This is a genomic window from Salinimicrobium oceani (assembly GCF_012037645.1).
On sequence record NZ_JAAVJR010000005.1, the window covers coordinates 95,198 to 112,618 of the forward strand.

18 protein-coding genes are annotated in these 17,421 nt (G+C 40.2%); 13 read left to right on the forward strand and 5 right to left on the reverse strand.

Annotated elements, in window-relative coordinates; genetic code table 11:
* The first annotated feature begins 183 nt into the window (after window positions 1-183).
* Window positions 184-924: a class I SAM-dependent methyltransferase gene (locus tag HC175_RS10020; RefSeq protein ID WP_168138361.1), complete on the forward strand. Its 741-nt coding sequence runs from the start codon at window positions 184-186 to the stop codon at window positions 922-924.
* 76 nt (window positions 925-1,000) lie between these two features.
* Here HC175_RS10020 and HC175_RS10025 read toward each other — a convergent pair whose 3' ends face one another.
* Window positions 1,001-1,402, reverse strand: coding sequence for a hypothetical protein (locus HC175_RS10025; RefSeq protein ID WP_168138362.1), 402 nt, complete (start codon window positions 1,400-1,402; stop codon window positions 1,001-1,003).
* Window positions 1,403-1,540: 138 nt separating this feature from the next.
* Between HC175_RS10025 and ychF the strand changes: the two genes are divergently transcribed.
* From ychF to HC175_RS10055, 6 genes are all read left to right on the forward strand, one after another.
* Window positions 1,541-2,635: a redox-regulated ATPase YchF gene (ychF, locus tag HC175_RS10030; protein WP_168138363.1), complete on the forward strand. Its 1,095-nt coding sequence runs from the start codon at window positions 1,541-1,543 to the stop codon at window positions 2,633-2,635.
* 297 nt (window positions 2,636-2,932) lie between these two features.
* Window positions 2,933-4,786, forward strand: coding sequence for a DNA topoisomerase IV subunit B (locus HC175_RS10035; RefSeq protein ID WP_168138364.1), 1,854 nt, complete (start codon window positions 2,933-2,935; stop codon window positions 4,784-4,786).
* A gap of 3 nt (window positions 4,787-4,789) precedes the next feature.
* Window positions 4,790-5,272, forward strand: coding sequence for a hypothetical protein (locus HC175_RS10040; protein ID WP_168138365.1), 483 nt, complete (start codon window positions 4,790-4,792; stop codon window positions 5,270-5,272).
* The gene (locus tag HC175_RS10045) at window positions 5,273-7,966 is read left to right on the forward strand and encodes a DNA gyrase/topoisomerase IV subunit A (protein ID WP_168138366.1); all 2,694 of its coding nucleotides are present in this window, start codon (window positions 5,273-5,275) and stop codon (window positions 7,964-7,966) included.
* Between the two features lie 6 nt (window positions 7,967-7,972).
* Window positions 7,973-8,422 carry a large conductance mechanosensitive channel protein MscL gene (gene mscL, locus HC175_RS10050; protein ID WP_168138367.1) on the forward strand — a complete coding sequence of 150 codons (450 nt, stop codon included), beginning with the start codon at window positions 7,973-7,975 and terminating at the stop codon, window positions 8,420-8,422.
* 67 nt (window positions 8,423-8,489) lie between these two features.
* Window positions 8,490-9,209: a hypothetical protein gene (locus HC175_RS10055; protein WP_168138368.1), complete on the forward strand. Its 720-nt coding sequence runs from the start codon at window positions 8,490-8,492 to the stop codon at window positions 9,207-9,209.
* Window positions 9,210-9,264: 55 nt separating this feature from the next.
* Here the strand turns inward: HC175_RS10055 and HC175_RS10060 are convergent, their stop codons facing one another.
* Together HC175_RS10060 and HC175_RS10065 are read right to left on the reverse strand one after the other, a co-directional pair.
* Window positions 9,265-9,639 carry a DNA topoisomerase IV gene (locus tag HC175_RS10060; RefSeq protein ID WP_168138369.1) on the reverse strand — a complete coding sequence of 125 codons (375 nt, stop codon included), beginning with the start codon at window positions 9,637-9,639 and terminating at the stop codon, window positions 9,265-9,267.
* A 28-nt stretch (window positions 9,640-9,667) separates the two neighbouring features.
* Entirely contained in the window at window positions 9,668-10,072 is a 405-nt protein-coding gene (locus HC175_RS10065; protein WP_168138370.1) for a helix-turn-helix transcriptional regulator, read from the reverse strand.
* Window positions 10,073-10,307: 235 nt separating this feature from the next.
* On the opposite strand from HC175_RS10065, the gene HC175_RS10070 reads away from it, so the two are divergent.
* The 4 genes from HC175_RS10070 (at window position 10,308) to HC175_RS10085 (ending at window position 13,883) form a co-directional block, all read left to right on the forward strand.
* The gene (locus HC175_RS10070; protein WP_168138371.1) at window positions 10,308-11,498 is read left to right on the forward strand and encodes a M14 family zinc carboxypeptidase; all 1,191 of its coding nucleotides are present in this window, start codon (window positions 10,308-10,310) and stop codon (window positions 11,496-11,498) included.
* An 88-nt stretch (window positions 11,499-11,586) separates the two neighbouring features.
* Window positions 11,587-12,066 (forward strand): Lrp/AsnC family transcriptional regulator, encoded by a 480-nt coding sequence (locus tag HC175_RS10075; protein WP_168138372.1) that lies wholly within the window; start codon window positions 11,587-11,589, stop codon window positions 12,064-12,066.
* Between the two features lie 80 nt (window positions 12,067-12,146).
* The gene (locus HC175_RS10080; RefSeq protein WP_168138373.1) at window positions 12,147-13,220 is read left to right on the forward strand and encodes a YihY/virulence factor BrkB family protein; all 1,074 of its coding nucleotides are present in this window, start codon (window positions 12,147-12,149) and stop codon (window positions 13,218-13,220) included.
* Window positions 13,221-13,334: 114 nt separating this feature from the next.
* Window positions 13,335-13,883 carry a type 1 glutamine amidotransferase domain-containing protein gene (locus tag HC175_RS10085; protein WP_168138374.1) on the forward strand — a complete coding sequence of 183 codons (549 nt, stop codon included), beginning with the start codon at window positions 13,335-13,337 and terminating at the stop codon, window positions 13,881-13,883.
* Between the two features lie 61 nt (window positions 13,884-13,944).
* Here the strand turns inward: HC175_RS10085 and HC175_RS10090 are convergent, their stop codons facing one another.
* Both HC175_RS10090 and aroB read right to left on the reverse strand, forming a co-directional pair.
* On the reverse strand, window positions 13,945-14,268 hold the full coding sequence (locus HC175_RS10090; protein ID WP_168138375.1) for a hypothetical protein: 324 nt from the start codon (window positions 14,266-14,268) through the stop codon (window positions 13,945-13,947).
* A 114-nt stretch (window positions 14,269-14,382) separates the two neighbouring features.
* Entirely contained in the window at window positions 14,383-15,447 is a 1,065-nt protein-coding gene (aroB, locus tag HC175_RS10095; RefSeq protein ID WP_168138376.1) for a 3-dehydroquinate synthase, read from the reverse strand.
* Between the two features lie 100 nt (window positions 15,448-15,547).
* Here aroB and HC175_RS10100 point away from each other — a divergent pair, with 100 nt between their 5' ends.
* Both HC175_RS10100 and HC175_RS10105 read left to right on the forward strand, forming a co-directional pair.
* Window positions 15,548-16,759, forward strand: a complete 1,212-nt coding sequence (locus tag HC175_RS10100; protein ID WP_168138377.1) for a proline dehydrogenase family protein — start codon at window positions 15,548-15,550, stop codon at window positions 16,757-16,759.
* On the forward strand, window positions 16,743-17,282 hold the full coding sequence (locus tag HC175_RS10105; protein WP_168138378.1) for a 1-acyl-sn-glycerol-3-phosphate acyltransferase: 540 nt from the start codon (window positions 16,743-16,745) through the stop codon (window positions 17,280-17,282). The genes HC175_RS10100 and HC175_RS10105 overlap by 17 nt, the downstream gene beginning before the upstream one ends.
* Window positions 17,283-17,421: the final 139 nt, after the last annotated feature.

The window sequence follows — 17,421 nt, forward strand, 5'->3', positions numbered from 1 at the left end:
TCTGAAATTCTTTTGCAAAAGTAAGGCTTATATAAAATTTGAACCGGAACAAGGGGTTAAAAAGTGATGAAAATCTGACGAAAATCAGTTGAAGCCGGACTTCCCTGTCCTGTTTTTGCTTCGGAAGAATGTCCTTCAAAAATGCTATTTTAGAGAGGTCATCTTCGACTGAAATTTTTAAAAATGAAAGATCTCTTTTCAGGGCATTCCAGGCAATATTCGCAATACCGGCCGGGCTATCCCGCCGAGCTTATCCAATTTATTCTGCAGCTTTGCAAATCCCATGACAGTGCCTGGGATTGTGCTACAGGAATCGGGCAGGTGGCGGGAGCCCTGGCAGCGCATGTTAAGACGGTTGCAGCTACAGATATTAGCATTAATCAGCTTTCACAGGGCATCCAGATGTCGAACGTTATTTATACACGGCAACCTGCAGAGAGAACAAACTTTCCTAATGAGTACTTCGACCTGGTGACAGTAGGGCAGGCGGTACACTGGTTCGATTTAGAACGATTTTATCCTGAAGTAAAACGAGTCCTGAAAAAAGACGCTGTAATTGCCCTTTTTGGATATGGATTATTTAAGAGCAATAAGGAGACCAATGAGATCATAAAGCATTTTTACGACATTGTGATCGGGCCATACTGGCAACCGGAAAGGCGTCTCCTCGACGCAGCTTATCGCAGTATTCCTTTTCCATTTAAAGAAATAAAAGCTCCGGAATTTCATTTCGAACAACGCTGGAGCCTTGAAAGATTAATTGGATATCTTAACACCTGGTCTGCAGTAAAGGCCTACGAAGCTGAAAAAGGTGAGAACCCTGTAGAAAAGATCTCAAAAGAGCTACGCAGAAGTTTCGGTGAAGTAGGAAAGGTGAATTTTCCAATTTTACTAAGAGTGGGTAGAAATGGTGAAATCACTTAATTCCCGGGCCTTGGGCAGAAAAAAGGCGCCTTTGGAGATTCTCCTTGGGCGCCTTTCACATGTAGGGGGTAAAATCCTACTTTTTCATACTTATTCGTGTCTCATCCTTCTTTCGCTCATATAACTCTTCCATTACAGCATCTGTTCTGCTGTCGTATCTCATGGTCTTGAAATTTCCCAAGGAATCAAATCGTCCAAAGGAGACATCTTCGGTATGAGTTGAAGTCATAATGTACAAGCCATCATCTGTTGTTCTACGAAGCAATCCAAAATCGATTTCCTCGTTATTCACTAATTTTTTCACCCTTATGCTGTTAAGCTCGGGAGAAAAAGAAAAGGTCTGGTCATTAAAATTATAGCTTTCCTGTTTGGTAAGCCTGTAATTCTCGGTTTTCGCAACCGCTTCTTTCGCTGGTGTTTCCTGTGCCTGACTCATGGTGAAGACCAGGAAAAATACTGCAATGAAAATCCTTCTCATATGTTCTGGGTTTTCATCCTAAATTATAGGAGACTTAAGAGAAATCGTAATAAGGCTTCGTTAAATTTTTGGAGGCTTGAATTCCAATCCTTATACCTATATTTGCACCCGCTAAAAAAGCCACAAAGTATCTCATATATGAAAGCCGGAATTGTAGGATTACCCAACGTAGGAAAATCAACTTTATTCAATTGTCTCTCTAACGCCAAAGCGCAGAGCGCCAATTTTCCCTTCTGTACCATTGAACCGAACATTGGAGTGGTAAATGTGCCCGACAGGCGTCTCGAAAAACTTGAATCTCTTGTTAATCCTGAGAGAGTGCTGCCTGCGACTGTTGAGATCGTGGATATTGCAGGGCTTGTAAAAGGAGCAAGTAAAGGAGAAGGCCTCGGAAACCAATTTCTCGGAAATATTCGGGAAACCGATGCGATCTTGCACGTATTGAGATGTTTTGAAAACGACAATATTGTTCACGTGGACGGAAATATTAATCCGGTGCGAGACAAGGAGACCATTGATATGGAACTGCAGCTGAAAGACCTCGAAACAGCAGAGAAAAAGCTTGAAAAGGTGAAAAGAGCTGCAAAAACAGGTAATAAAGAGGCACAGAAAGAAGAAGCTGCCCTTTTGAAAGTGAAGAATGGCTTGGAAGCAGGAAATTCTGTAAGGGCGATAGAACTTTCAGAAGAAGAGAGAACAGAATTCATAAAACCTTTGCAGTTCATTACAGATAAGCCTGTAATGTATGTATGTAACGTGAATGAGGAAGATGCTGTTTCCGGAAATGAATTTGTTGAAAAGGTAAAAGAAGCGGTCAAGAATGAAGGAGCTGAAGTTCTTGTATTAGCTGTAGGAACAGAAGCTGATATCACAGAACTAGAAGATTATGAGGAGCGCCAAATGTTTCTTCAGGATATTGGTCTTGAAGAACCGGGATCGGCAAAACTTATTAGAGGAGCCTATAAACTCCTTAACCTGCAAACTTATTTCACTGCCGGAGTAAAGGAGGTGAGAGCCTGGACAATTCCTATTGGAGCTACTGCTCCACAAGCTGCAGGAGTGATACATACAGATTTTGAGAAAGGATTTATTCGTGCCGAGGTTATCGCTTATGATGATTATGTAAGCTATGGAAGTGAAGCGAAGGTGAAGGAAGCTGGAAAAATGAGGGTAGAAGGGAAGGAGTACATTGTTAAGGATGGCGATGTTATGCATTTTAGGTTCAACGTTTAATAGACATGAGATATTAGATCTGAGATCTGAGACTTTTTTAAAATATCAGACCTCACAGGTTTTCAAAACCTGTGAGGTCTTTTTAGTAAAAGAATACTCCATTTTTATTTCCCTGAAGAATACTTTTCAAAAATGACATTTCTGAGAAGTATTTTGACAAATAATTGAATCTTGAATTCTGAACTTTGAATTTTAAATTCCCCTGTTTGTGAAACAATTGTTAATTATTTTGTTTGCCGGAGGTTTCAACTTTTTAGGGGAAACCTTATATTAGCCACGAAACCGCAGGAGGCAGCTATGATCGAAGAAACAAAATATACAGAAGATAACATACGGTCTTTAGACTGGAAGGAGCATATTCGCATGCGTCCCGGGATGTATATTGGGAAACTTGGCGACGGCTCAAGCGCAGATGATGGTATTTATATTCTTCTTAAGGAGGTAATTGATAACTGTATCGATGAATTCGTCATGGGTGCAGGAAAAACCATCGAGATCTCTGTGCAAAACCAGAAGGTGATTGTACGAGACTACGGCCGGGGAATTCCTCTGGGAAAGGTTGTAGATGTAGTTTCAAAAATGAATACGGGTGGAAAATATGACACTCGCGCCTTTAAAAAGTCGGTAGGTTTAAATGGAGTGGGGACAAAGGCTGTTAACGCCTTGTCCAGCAGTTTTAGAGTTGAATCTACCCGTGATGGCAGATCGAAGTCGGCGGAATTTGAGCAGGGAAACCTGGTCAATGAAGAAGAGCTGGACGAGACTTCCAGAAGAAGAGGAACTAAGGTCACCTTTACTCCAGATGAACTTATTTTCAAAAATTATAAGTTTCGGGCAGAGTACATCGAAAAAATGCTAAAGAACTATGTCTATCTCAATCCGGGCCTGACTATAGTTTTTAACGGTGAAAAGTTCTTTTCAGAAAACGGACTTGCCGATCTGCTTGCCGATAGTATAAAGGATGAGGATCGCCTGTATCCAATAATTCACCTTCGTGGCAATGACATTGAAGTAGCTATTACGCATAGCAAGACCCAGTATAGTGAAGAATATCACTCATTTGTAAACGGCCAGCATACTTCGCAGGGAGGAACTCATCTTGCAGCTTTTAGAGAAGCGGTTGTGAAAACCTTAAGGGAATTCTACAACAAGAATTTCGAAGCCAGCGATGTTCGCAAGTCTATTGTTTCTGCAATAAGTATCAAGGTGATGGAACCGGTTTTTGAAAGTCAGACAAAAACCAAACTGGGCTCTACAGACATGGGTGGCAATCTCCCCACTGTAAGAACCTATATCAATGATTTCCTTAAGACCCAGCTCGATAATTACCTCCACAAAAATCCTGAGACGGCAGATCTACTTCAGCGGAAGATCCTGCAGGCAGAGCGAGAGCGAAAGGAGCTTTCGGGGATTAGAAAACTGGCTAAAGATCGCGCTAAAAAAGCAAGTCTTCACAATAAGAAACTGAGAGACTGTCGCATACATCTTGGCGATAATAAAAAAGAGCGTTACCTGGAAAGCACCTTATTTATTACAGAGGGAGATTCTGCGAGTGGTTCCATAACCAAATCCAGGGATGTGAATACCCAGGCGGTATTCAGTTTAAAAGGAAAACCTCTTAACAGCTATGGTTTGAGCAAGAAGATCGTTTATGAGAACGAAGAATTCAACTTGCTTCAGGCAGCACTTAACATCGAAGAGTCTATGGAAGATCTTCGCTACAACAATATTGTGATCGCCACAGATGCCGATGTTGATGGAATGCACATCAGGCTGTTGCTTATCACCTTCTTTCTCCAGTTCTTTCCGGAGTTAATTAAAGAGAATCACTTGTACATCCTTCAAACTCCGCTCTTTAGAGTTAGAAATAAAAAGGAGACGATTTACTGTTATTCAGAACAGGAGAGAAGAGATGCGGTGGCAAAACTATCAGGAAAACCTGAAATCACCAGGTTTAAAGGGTTAGGAGAGATCTCTCCCGATGAATTTAAACATTTTATAGGTGAGGATATTCGGCTTGACCCTGTCATGTTAGATAAAGACATGAGTATTGAGGAAATGCTGAGTTTCTACATGGGGAAAAATACGCCCGACAGGCAGGAGTTTATTATTGATAATCTAAAGGTTGAGCTGGATCTTATTGAAGAGTAATATATGAAGTTCAACAACAGGAAGGAAACCAGCGTTATCCCCTCAATTTATATTATTGTGGTGGCAGTTTTTATTACTAACGCCTTTGCTTCTGTAGAGCTTAAATATGACGATGTACCGTTTAATTACAGCAGCCTTATTCCCAATGTGATTGCACTGCTGGTAGGAATATACATCTTTGTGGTTGGAAAAACCTTTGAATTTGACAGTGATGGCGAAACCATAAATTTTAAAAGCAACGGGGTGCTGGTGTCACAGTTCATGCATTACAGGGAACAGAGAACTGAGGTGCCAAAATCTAAGCTAAAGGATTTTAGAGTAGAAAATTACTTTTTTTACAAGCGCCTGCACATTTATATACATTCCAGAAATAGTAAGGGTTACAGACACTACAGGTATAATATAACCTTTTTGACGGCGAAGAAAGTAAAGTCACTAAAAATGTCACTTGCCAAAGTGTTGGAAAAAAATAAAGCGAGGGTTTAAATGGAGAACGAGAATCTTAACGATCCGCAAGACGAGCAATTTGAGCAAAGCGAGGAGATAAAAACAGAGAATCAGGAGGTACTAACCAAAGTTACCGGGATGTATAAGGACTGGTTCCTGGATTATGCTTCCTATGTGATCCTGGAAAGAGCGGTTCCAGCTCTTGAAGACGGTTTTAAGCCTGTACAGCGTCGAATCATGCATTCCATGAAAGACCTGGACGATGGGCGATACAACAAAGTTGCTAATATCGTGGGGCATACCATGCAATATCACCCTCACGGAGATGCGAGTATAGGAGATGCCATGGTGCAGGTAGGACAAAAGGACCTGCTCATAGATACCCAGGGAAACTGGGGAAACATTTTAACCGGAGATGGGGCTGCGGCACCCAGATATATTGAAGCCAGGCTTTCAAAGTTTGCACTCGATGTAGTTTACAATCCAAAAATTACCGAGTGGCAGTTATCTTATGACGGCCGTAAAAAGGAGCCGGTAAATTTACCGGTAATGTTCCCGTTGCTTCTGGCACAAGGGGCCGAAGGTATTGCTGTAGGCCTAAGCACCCGGATCTTACCTCATAATTTCAATGAACTTATTGAAGCCAGCATAAAACACCTCCAGGGGAAAAAGTTTAAGTTATATCCAGATTTCATTACCGGAGGTATTGCCGACATTACCAATTATAATGATGGAATGCGAGGGGGACGGGTGCGCGTAAGGGCAAAGATCTCTCAGCTTGACAAGAACACGCTGGTTATAAAAGAAATTCCTTTTAGCACCAATACTTCCACTTTAATTGATTCTATTTTAAAGGCCAATGATAAAGGCAAGATCAAGATCAAGAAAATAGAAGATAATACCTCTAGTGAGGTGGAAATTTTGATTCATCTTCCTGGAAATATTTCTCCAGATAAAACTATTGATGCCCTATATGCCTTTACTAATTGCGAGATATCTCTATCCCCGCTTAGTTGTATTATTATTGAGAATAAGCCTGCGTTTTTAGGGGTTTCTGAAATTCTTAGGCGATCTACAGATCACACATTGAGCCTGCTTAAGAGTGATCTGGAGGTAAGATTGGACGAGTTTCAGGAACAATGGCATTTTGCTTCCCTCGAACGAATCTTCATCGAGAACAGGATATACAGGGATATTGAGGAAGAGGAAACCTGGGAGGGAGTAATAAGGGCCATTGACGACGGTCTGAAACCTCATACCACTCACCTGAAGCGCGCAGTGACCGAAGAAGATATTGTAAGGCTTACTGAGATCAGAATTAAAAGAATTTCCAAATTCGACCTTGAAAAAGCGCAGCAGAAAATTGATGCGCTTGAAGATGAGATCGCGCAGATCAAGCATCATCTTGATCACCTTATAGCTTATGCTGTTGCATATTTTACAAGGCTTAAAAAGGATTATGGTGCAGGGAAGGAAAGAAAGACCGAGCTGCGTCTATTTGATGATATCGAAGCAACTAAAGTGGTGATAAGGAACACTAAACTTTATGTCAACAGGCAGGAAGGTTTTGTGGGAACAGCACTCAAGAAGGACGAGTACGTTACAGATTGTTCCGATATAGATGATGTGATCTGTTTTACCAGAGAGGGAAAAGTGATGGTGACAAAAGTAGATTCCAAAACCTTTATTGGTAAGGACATCATCCATGTCGCTATTTTTAAAAAGAAGGATCGCCGCACTATCTACAATTACATATATAAAGATGGAAAGGGCGGGGCATCATATATAAAACGTTTTGCCGTTACCTCGGTAACCAGGGACAGGGAATATGACCTTACCCAGGGGAAAAAAGGTTCAGAAGTGCTTTATTTTTCTGCTAATCCAAATGGAGAGGCAGAAGTAGTAATGGTTTACCTGAGACAGGTTGGAAGTATCAAAAAGTTGAAATTTGAAGTAGACTTTGCAGATATGGCTATTAAAGGCCGCGCCGTTAAAGGAAACATAGTCACTAAGTATCCGGTGAAAAAGATAGAATTAAAGGAAGAAGGTGTGTCGACTCTCAAACCAAGAAGAATATGGTTTGATGATACAGTTAGAAGACTAAATGTTGATGAAAGAGGAGACCTTCTTGGGGAATTCAAGGGAGATGACCGCCTTTTGATCATTACTCAAAGCGGAATAGCAAAAACCATTAAGCCTGAATTGACAACCAGGTTTGATGAAGATATTATAGTACTCGAAAAATGGTCCCCCAAAAAGCCCGTTTCTGCTGTCTATTGGGAAGGTGAAAAAGAGAAATTCTATGTGAAACGCTTTTTAATAGAAAATCGCGATAAAGAGGAGAACTTCATTGGAGATCATCCTAAGTCGTACCTGGAAGTGGTCTCTACAGATTATCTTCCCGTAGCTGAAGTGGTCTACAACAAAACACGGAATAAGGAACAGAAGCCAAATGATTTACTGGAGTTTGAAGAATTCATTGCAATAAAAGGAATTAAGGCTCTTGGAAATCAGCTTACTACTGAAAAGGTGAAACAGATCAATCTCCTGGATCCAAAGCCCTATGTGGAGCCAGAAGAAACTGCTCCCGAAGACATGGAGGTGGTAGGAGAAGAGGCTGTGAAAGACAATGATAGCGAGCCTGAAGAAAGCTCTCCCGATTTTAATGCAAGCCAGCTACAGAAGAAGTCTGGGAAGGCAGATGAAGCACAGATTAAGCTATTTGATGAGTAGGCGCTAATGGGATTATTTAAGGAATTCAAAGAATTTGCCGTTAAAGGCAACATGATAGATATGGCGGTAGGTATCATTATTGGTACCGCCTTTAACAGGGTAGTGGACGTTCTTGTCAAGCAGGTAGTGATGCCACCTTTATCCATGTTGACCGGAAGGATCAAATACGGCGAGAGAAAATATGTGCTGCAGGAAGCTATTCCTGCTACACCAACTTCAGAAGCGATAGAAGAGGTGTCTATTGGCTACGGTTTGCTTATTGAAGTTTTTATCGATTTTCTCATCATTGGCTTCACGGTTTTCCTGGTAGTAAAGTTTATGAATCGGTTCAGGAAAAAGGCAGAAGATCCAAAGGATAAAACGGTTAGTACTCCAAAGGACATAGAACTTCTTACCAGTCTCAACAACCTGATGCAGGAGCAAAATGAAATTCTGAAGAAAAACAGCAGTCTTTAGAAATTTTGTTCTTAAACTTGTAGTTCCTCTACACTCATTATTTTTCTAAATCCAAAACAATCATTAAATGACAAAACAACTATTATTTATTTTCGCATTTTTATTTGTTGCAGCTCCGGGTGTAGCACAAATTGGAACTTCTGGAGGAGCAGGTTCCATGAATAGGGATGATAACGAAGAGATCATGAACCAGTACCTCAAAGGTATGGTAAAGAATGAAACTCCTACAGATGTGAAGGGATCTCCTTATTTAGAGAGTGAGTTTGAAATGGCGAAACTGGTCTTTCCTGAAAATCAACCGCTCACTGCAGCCGTACGTTATGACGTTGTAAAAGAGGAAATGCAAATACAGCTGGAAGAGGATACTTACCGTATTCTTCACCCTGGAGTAGTGGTGGAGATTGAAGGAACACCATTTAAAATGATGACCTACCGCGGAGAAAACAAGAAATTCGATTTGCTTGGATATTTTGAGATACTTACACCAGAGCCCGATTCCAAAAAGCTTGTATTGCTGAAGAAATATAAAAAAGAGGTGCGAAGAGGAAAAGCCGCAGCAGCAATGCAAAAGGCCACAGCGCCACGCTATATAGATAAAGATTATTTCTATATCAGGTTCAATGACTCCAAACCAGTAATGGTGGAGAAAAAGACCAAAAAATTCGTAAAACTTTTTCCCCAAGAACATCAGGATGAAGTGCAGGAGTTTATGAAGGAGAATAATCTAAAGCCTAAAAAGCAACAAGATCTTCAATCCCTTGTGAATTATTATAATTCTAACTTTTAGGTAAGTAGCAAAAACTTTTAGGCAAGGGGCAGCTTTACAAAGGCTGCCCCTTTTTTTATTCTACTTTAATAACAGTACCTCTCTGCTTTTTTGGTTCCCCAACGAGGCCATATTCAAAAGTATAAGAATTCCCTTCAGTTGTCAGGATCTTGATATGAATAGGTTTTTCTTCTGCCCTGTTCTTTGGATTCAGGTTGGAGATCAAATATTCGCAGTTATTGATCCACCGTACAGAAGAAGTATCTGTTTCCCCTCGAAAGAAGTCTATTTCGATGCTGTCATTACGTACAAATCTGCTCTTTACAAGCTCACCATTCAAAAGAGATTCAAACTCGAAGGTACCAGTCTTAAAATCGGCGCAGTTGCGTTCTGGCTGTACACAGGAGGATAGACTCATTACAACGGCAGTGAAGAATAGGAATTTTTTCATGCCGCAAATTTAATATCTTTTTTCGCTTTTAGTTTTGATACGCTTCAAAACTCCCGTCTGAATAGAAGATAACGATCTTCTGAATGATTTTTCCCTGTGCAGGAGGAGGAACAGGAATATTTTCTGGATCCCGGGTGGAGGTAAAGAGATCATCTGCCGGTTTCTTTACTTCTGGCTTTTTAGTTTCCACAGGTGCTGCTGAATCTTTTTTTGGGAAAGTTCCCTTCCCATTAAGAAGCCAGTAAAGCTCGACTTCCGGAAAAGCATTAATGATCTTCATCACAAAATCCAGACTAGGTTTATTTCGACCAGATAATAAATGGGAGATGGAAGAGCGACCAACGTCGATTTTATCTGCAAAAGATGCTGCGGAAAGATCATAGTATTCCATCACCTTATTGATTCTATTTGTAAATTCCTCAGTGTTCACCATTGTAAACGATGTTGGTTTTTTGTGTGTTTACAAAAGTAACACAATTATTTGAGCTTTACAATAACAATTAATTTCAGGAGGTTTAAATTAATCTATCACTTCATATAACATATTGTAATTTATTAAAACAAAGGTATTTGACCCATAAATATTAATAAATAGGAATTTTTCCGCATTCCTGGCACCCCTAATGTTAACTACTGTTTACATAAGTGGACAAGTAAATCTCAGAATCATGTTTACAGATGTAACTTTAAGATTATTTACTTTTGTAAACATGAACCTAGCAGACATTTTTCTTGACAACTATTCAAGATTCAGAGTTGATGAGATCACCGGAAGATTTTTGTCCTTTCAACATCTGGATCCTATTCTTAACCAGCTTGCACCTCACTTTAAAGTTGCTGAAGTTGGCCGCTCTTTTTTAAATGTTCCTATTAAGAGCATACAAGTTGGTAGCGGACCTATAAAGATCCTTGCCTGGTCTCAGATGCATGGAAATGAAACGACCACTACAAAAGGAGTTCTCGATCTGCTCCAATTCTTTGCAGAAATTAAGGAGGAAGCAGATGGAGCGGAATTGCTTACAAAGTTCAGCTTATTGCTTATTCCTATGCTCAATCCAGATGGTGCAGCGAGATATACTCGTGAAAATGTGAACAAGATCGACCTCAACAGGGATGCGCAGCTACTAAGGGAGCCGGAAAGCAAGGTGTTGAGGGCCTGCTTTGAAAACTTCAGGCCCGATTACTGTTTAAACTTGCATGATCAAAGAACGATCTTTGGAGTAGACGGAAAACCCGCAACCCTTTCCTTTCTGGCACCTTCCATGGATGAATCCAGGACTGTAAATGACGTAAGAGAAAAAGCCATGAGCGTCATAGTTGGAATGAACAGGGCACTGCAAGGAAAAATTCCCGGACAGGTGGGCAGGTTTGATGACAGCTATAATATCAATTGCACCGGTGATTACTTTCAAACCCTGAAGGTACCTACGATACTTTTTGAGTGCGGACATTTTTCCAAGGATTACCAGCGTGAAAAGACGAGGGAATTATTTGCTTATTCGCTGCTGGTTGGCTTGGAGGAGATCGTTTCGGGTAGGAAAAATGCGAAGGTGAAGGATGAGTACTTTAGTATTCCCGAGAATCAGAAGAATTTCTATGATATCATTCTTCGAAATGGAGTAGTAGCGGGAGAAAAAGTGGATGTTGCAGTCCAGTATACAGAGATAATGAAGGCAGGAGAGATAAACTTTGTTCCAAAGGTCCAAACCATGGCTCCAAATTTATCTTCCTTTGGTCATGAAGAAATAAACTGCCATGGTGGAGTGCTCAAAAATGTGACTGGAGGGGAACTTTCCGAAAACGATATAGTAGAGGTTATTTTGTTAAATAAAGAGAAGTTATCAATAAAAACACCATAAAATCGGGAAATATTGGTTATTAACTAAGTATTTTGTGCTAATTTTGTACTTCGTTTAAAATATTGAGAGAATCTACAAAAGACAAGATATGGCAAAGTTTAGATTAGATGAAACCGATCACCAGATACTTAATATGTTGATCGATAATACCCGCACACCGTTCACCGATATAGCAAAGAAGCTGAACATTTCGGCGGGTACCGTTCACGTAAGAGTAAAGAAGATGGAGGAAGCAGGGATAATTTTAGGTTCTTCCCTTACTTTGAATTATGAAAAACTGGGCTATGCGTTTATCGCCTATGTGGGAATATTTCTGCAAAATACTTCTCAAACAAAATTCGTCCTGGAAAGGATCAATGAAATTCCCTTTGTAACGGTAGCTCATGTTACCACAGGGAAATTTAATGTTTTTTGCAAGGTACGCGCTCGAGATACGCAGCATGCAAAGGAGATTATCTTTAAACTAGACGATATAGAAGGAGTTTATCGTACCGAGACCATGATCTCACTTGAGGAGAGTATCAATGATAAGAAACGCTTGATGCATTCGATTTTTGAAAATTTATAGATTTATTAAAGTCTTATTAAAACCCTTTAAGCTGCAAGTTTAGAGGGTTTTTTTATGGAAATATATTTCTACCTTGTAGTATGGGAGAGATAAAACGAAAGTTTAAGGTATTCGTTAGGTTGCTGAAGAATTCCTACTTCAGCTGGAATAGAAACGATCCCTGGGCCAGAAGTGCAACCATAGCATATTATGCTCTCTTTTCATTGCCGTCCTTGCTCATCATAGTTGTCACCATTGCCGGTTATTTCTTCGGAAGGAAAGCGGTACAGGGACGAATCAAGGAAGAAGTAGGTGAGTTTATAGGGCTCGAAGCCTCCATTGCCATAGAAAACATGATAGCAAACGCAGCTTTAGATCAGAGCTCTACCTGGGCAGTGATTTTCGGTTTTGCATTCCTGATCTTTGGTGCCACAGGAGTCTTTTTTCAACTGAAAGCGGCCATGAATAATATCTGGAATATTGCTGTCAAGAAGAATACGGTCAAACGAATTATCATCAATCGCATTATTTCTCTTGGAATGGTTCTGGTTCTGGGATTACTTCTGCTCATTTCCCTGGTAATTTCTACAGTAATAAAAGCATTGCGAGATTACCTGGCTTCCATAGCTCCTGCAATTACCACTTTTCTTTTGGGCATTGCAGATCTGTTGATCTCATTCACCATTATCATGTCTTTATTTGCGGCTATCTTTAAATGGCTTCCAGACGTTAAGTTGAAATGGAAGACAACATATCTGGGCGCGATGCTCACTACTATTTTGTTTTTGGTGGCAGAATATCTAATAGGTTTCTATTTTGGGCAGAGTGATCCGGGTTCGGTATATGGTGGTGCCTCTTCTGTAGTGCTTATACTTCTGTGGGTCTACTATACCTGTCTTATCGTGTTTTTTGGCGCCGAATTCACTGTGCAGTACGCCTTGTACAAACGGGAGAAGGTGGAACCTAATGAATACGCAGAACCCGCCATATATCAGGAGCTGGAGCGGCTTGAACAAAAACGAGGGCAGCTTATTGATGAAAAGAGAATTCTTGACACGCTACAATCCTATTCTGATAAGGAGGAGGAGCAAAAAAAACAAGCTGAGGACAGGGAAAGGCAAAAGAACGAGCGGAAAATTCGTCATCAGGCGAAAAAGAACAAGAATAAATACTGATCTCACTTTTACAAAATTTAACCTTAGCCATAATTTTTTATCAGCATGTTAGTACAATTTTCCTTTTCTACTGGTTACATTATATCAGGTATTAATTGAAAAAAGAAAAGACTAATGAAAAAGAAGATCGCAATTTTAGCAACTAATGGTTTTGAAGAAGTTGAACTTACTTCTCCTAAAGAAGCTATGGAAAACGAAGGGTTTGAAGTAGATATAGTAAGCCCGGAGAAAGGAAGTATTAAAGCCTGGAATAAAACGGACTGGTCCAGGGAATATGAAGTTGACAAAACCTTGGATAATGCCAGAGCAGAAGACTATAATGCTCTTGTACTGCCAGGAGGTGTCATAAATCCAGACCATTTAAGAACTAATGAAGATGCATTAAAGTTTGTGCGTTCATTTTTCGAGCAAAAGAAGCCTGTTGCGGCTATTTGTCATGCTCCCTGGATCTTGATTAGTGCTGGAGTTGTTAAAGGAAGAACCATGACCTCTTACAACTCTATGAAAGAAGATGTAATGAATGCCGGTGCTAATTGGGTAGATAGGGAAGTAGTTGTTGACGAAGGTTTTGTTACCAGTAGAAATCCAGATGACCTTCCTGCATTTAATTCCAAATTGATCGAAGAGATCAAAGAAGGAAAACATGAGGAGCAACATGCTTAACCTCTTAAAACGGGATAAAAAAAAGCCGCTTATTAGCGGCTTTTTTAATGCTTATTTTGTGCTATTCCTCAGCATCCTCTTCTTCTTCAGGTTCTTCCTCTACCTCGTCTTCCGTTTTTTCAGGAATTTCAACGATAGGCTCATTAAAATCTGCATCCTCATAATCATCCTCATCGTAATTAGCCATGGTGTTCTCTAATCGGGTACTTACCTTAACAAGGTAAATACTGTCTTCGGTTCTTACCTCAACTGCTTCAACAGTTTCATTTTTGGCATTTTTGAAGGAAATGATCTGGTCATCATCGTATCCATCAGGATATTTTTCCACCAATAAACCTAAAATTTCGGGAGTGAGCTTTTTGTAGTCAACAATAATTCTTTTCATAAGTGATTTTTTGGTCCTCCATCTTAGCGAAAGTAACAATTCATTTTTCCGCTGCCGTTAAAATAAATAAAAAATTTAATGTCAGAACTCTTTAATTTCGAGCTCATTTAATTGTTAATCAGCATAATACTTAAAAGCTTCAAACAAGAGGCTATTAGGCACTTCCCGATCTATAACGGGTTCTGCGATCTTCCGCAAAAGAACAAAATTTATTTTTCCTCCCTCATTTTTTTTATCAAATTTCAGAAGTTCGATGATCTTCGCTTTATCCTCCTCAAGAATATCGATCTTTCCAAACATGGAATGTATCACCTCACGAATTTCATTATATTGATCTTTGGGGAATCCTTCCAGTTCTACTGAAAGATATGCTGCCATTACCATACCTGCGGCAACTGCTTCGCCATGCAGAAGTTTTGTCTTTTGCGGCTGCTCCAGGAAGTAAGATTCTATAGCATGACCGAGCGTATGTCCAAAATTCAGACTCTTTCTAAGGCCTTTCTCGTAAGGATCCTGCTGCACTATGCGTTCTTTTATAACAATGGAATCTGCAATAAGTTCATCGAGCTCGTCCATTTTCATTGAGCTAAGGGAATTCAGCTGTTTCCAGTAAGATTCATCAGCAATGAGTCCATGCTTATACATTTCGGCCAGGCCACTTCGCATTTCAGGTGCGGGCAGGGTGGTGAGGAAAGCTGTGTCGGCTACAATGATCTCCGGATTTTTAATAATTCCTACCTGGTTCTTCAGGCTTCCGAGGTTAACTCCATTTTTCCCTCCAACTGCAGCATCAACCATCGCAAGTAAAGTGGTGGGAAAATGCACGCATGAAATTCCCCTTTTAAAAGCTGCAGCTACAAAGCCTCCCAGATCTGTGACGACTCCACCTCCCAGGTTGATCAAAAGACTTTTGCGATCACCTCCTAATTCCGACAGGACATTCCATAATCCACTACAGGTTTCCAGGGTTTTATTTTCCTCTCCAGGTTCAATTTGAAGAACCTCAATGGGAGTCTCTGAATCTAAGTGCTGCAGGAAACGAGGAAGACAATATTCATGGGTGTTATCGTCTACCAGAACAAAGAGTTTAGTGAATTTCTGATCCCTTAAAAACTGGTTGAACGTAACATATCCATTTGCATTAAAATAAACGGGTAATTTCTCTGAATTTGAAGTCATAACTGGGCAAAAAAAATGAGCAATAAAAGCCCGAAAATAAGGAGAAAAAATCTAACAATCTCTAACCAATAACTATCTTTGTGATCCCTAATTTTCAGTAATGATCACTAAAAAAATATTTAATGATACTGAAACAGCTTTTTCTCTAAAATCTGATTCAGAACTTAACAGGGCGATATTCCTTTTTGAGATGATAGATCGTCCTCTCCTGGTGAAAGCGGGAACTACCGTGACAAATCTTGCACTAAAAGTGCATTTGCCGGTAGAAACGCTTATTAAAAAAACCATTTTCAACCAGTTTTGCGGCGGAGTGACAGAGAAGGATTGTCTTCCTACTATAGAAAAAATGTACTCCAAGAATCTTCACAGCATCCTTGATTACTCTGTAGAAGGCAAGGAAAAGGAAAGTGAATTTGAAAAAGCCATTGAACGAAAGACTAATATTGTAAAGTTCATCTCTAAAAGAAAGGAAATGCCTTTTGCTGTATTTAAACCCACAGGGATTGGTCGTTTTGAACTTTGGCAAAAAGTTTCTGCCAATGCCAGTCTTTCCCTTGAAGAGGAAGAAGAGTGGCAACGGGTCAAGAACAGGGTGAACAGGATTTGCGAGGAAGCTTATAAACAAGGAGTTCGACTGTTAGCTGATGCCGAAGAAAGCTGGATGCAGGATGCTGCCGACATTCTAATGGAGGAAATGATGTTTAAGTATAACCGCGAAAGAGCGATTATCTATAACACCCTGCAGTGCTACCGTTGGGATAGGATGCAGTACATAAAAGATCTGCACAGCCGTGCCAAGGACCAGGGCTTTATTGTTGGAGCAAAAATAGTACGTGGAGCTTATCTTGAAAAGGAAAATGAAAGAGCTTCAAAAATGGGATATTTATCGCCAATTTGTGAAAACAAGGAAGCGACAGATGTAAACTATAACGGTGTTCTCACATACGGCCTTGCACATCTGGAAGATATTTCCCTCTTTATAGGAACTCATAATGAAATGAGCAATTACCTGGCGCTGCAGGTAATGGAGGATAAGGAGATCGACAAAAATGATGATCGCGTATGGTTCTCTCAACTTTTTGGAATGAGTGAACACATTAGCTACAATCTTGCTGAAGCGGGTTACAATGTTGCCAAACTGGTACCTTTTGGGCCGGTCAGGGAAGTGGTTCCATATCTAATAAGAAGGGCAGAAGAAAATACCTCTGTAAAAGGGCAAACTGGTCGGGAATTATCCCTGCTTTACGAAGAGCGAAAGCGAAGAGGCGGGAAGATCACAAAGAGCAACAGGGAGAGTGAACTGGTTAGCTAAATTCATCTACTTTAAATTAATGGGCTGGAAGTTCGAAGGACACTGGCCCGAGGGAGTGAATAAGGCTGTTGTCATTGTGGTTCCACATACCAGCTGGCATGATTTTTATCTTGGCCTACTTGTAAGAAGGATCCTGGGAGTAGACATAAAATTCGTTGCTAAAAAAGAGCTTTTTAAGCCCCCTTTCGGCTGGTACTTTAGATGGATGGGAGGAACTCCGCTTGATCGGACTCCTGGACAGAATAAAGTGGAAGCCATGGCAGCAAAGTTTGAAGGCAGAGAGGAATTTCGTATGGCTATTGCGCCCGAAGGAACCCGTAAAAAAGTGTTGGAATGGAAAACCGGGTTTTACTATATCGCCAAAACAGCTCAAGTGCCTATAGTGATGATAGCTTTTGATTTTGGTAAAAAACTGGTAAAAGTTTCGGCTCCTCTAAGTGTCACCAGTGATATAGATCTGGACCTCAAGAAAATAAGAGCATTCTATAAGAATATCACCGGAAAGGTGCCCCACTACACATAAAAAAATATCTGTCTGAAAAGTCAGTTGTTCGTCATACCGAACTTATTTCAATCTCCAATTTATTTTGATTTTCTAATTCTTAGGATACTGAAATAAATTCCCAAAGACGTATTCCATGTTTTCAGACAGACTCTTTTAC

Excerpts from the sequence above, each read along its gene's own strand:
- HC175_RS10040 (WP_168138365.1), top strand. The coding sequence starts at position 4,790 with ATGAAGTTCAACAACAGGAAGGAAACCAGCGTTATCCCCTCAATTTAT.
- mscL (WP_168138367.1), top strand. The coding sequence starts at position 7,973 with ATGGGATTATTTAAGGAATTCAAAGAATTTGCCGTTAAAGGCAACATG.
- HC175_RS10025 (WP_168138362.1), bottom strand. The coding sequence starts at position 1,402 with ATGAGAAGGATTTTCATTGCAGTATTTTTCCTGGTCTTCACCATGAGT.
- HC175_RS10035 (WP_168138364.1), top strand. The coding sequence starts at position 2,933 with ATGATCGAAGAAACAAAATATACAGAAGATAACATACGGTCTTTAGAC.
- HC175_RS10085 (WP_168138374.1), top strand. The coding sequence starts at position 13,335 with ATGAAAAAGAAGATCGCAATTTTAGCAACTAATGGTTTTGAAGAAGTT.
- HC175_RS10020 (WP_168138361.1), top strand. The coding sequence starts at position 184 with ATGAAAGATCTCTTTTCAGGGCATTCCAGGCAATATTCGCAATACCGG.
- HC175_RS10070 (WP_168138371.1), top strand. The coding sequence starts at position 10,308 with ATGTTTACAGATGTAACTTTAAGATTATTTACTTTTGTAAACATGAAC.
- HC175_RS10060 (WP_168138369.1), bottom strand. The coding sequence starts at position 9,639 with ATGAAAAAATTCCTATTCTTCACTGCCGTTGTAATGAGTCTATCCTCC.
- HC175_RS10090 (WP_168138375.1), bottom strand. The coding sequence starts at position 14,268 with ATGAAAAGAATTATTGTTGACTACAAAAAGCTCACTCCCGAAATTTTA.
- HC175_RS10080 (WP_168138373.1), top strand. The coding sequence starts at position 12,147 with ATGGGAGAGATAAAACGAAAGTTTAAGGTATTCGTTAGGTTGCTGAAG.
- HC175_RS10100 (WP_168138377.1), top strand. The coding sequence starts at position 15,548 with ATGATCACTAAAAAAATATTTAATGATACTGAAACAGCTTTTTCTCTA.
- HC175_RS10055 (WP_168138368.1), top strand. The coding sequence starts at position 8,490 with ATGACAAAACAACTATTATTTATTTTCGCATTTTTATTTGTTGCAGCT.
- HC175_RS10075 (WP_168138372.1), top strand. The coding sequence starts at position 11,587 with ATGGCAAAGTTTAGATTAGATGAAACCGATCACCAGATACTTAATATG.
- HC175_RS10045 (WP_168138366.1), top strand. The coding sequence starts at position 5,273 with ATGGAGAACGAGAATCTTAACGATCCGCAAGACGAGCAATTTGAGCAA.
- aroB (WP_168138376.1), bottom strand. The coding sequence starts at position 15,447 with ATGACTTCAAATTCAGAGAAATTACCCGTTTATTTTAATGCAAATGGA.
- ychF (WP_168138363.1), top strand. The coding sequence starts at position 1,541 with ATGAAAGCCGGAATTGTAGGATTACCCAACGTAGGAAAATCAACTTTA.
- HC175_RS10065 (WP_168138370.1), bottom strand. The coding sequence starts at position 10,072 with ATGGTGAACACTGAGGAATTTACAAATAGAATCAATAAGGTGATGGAA.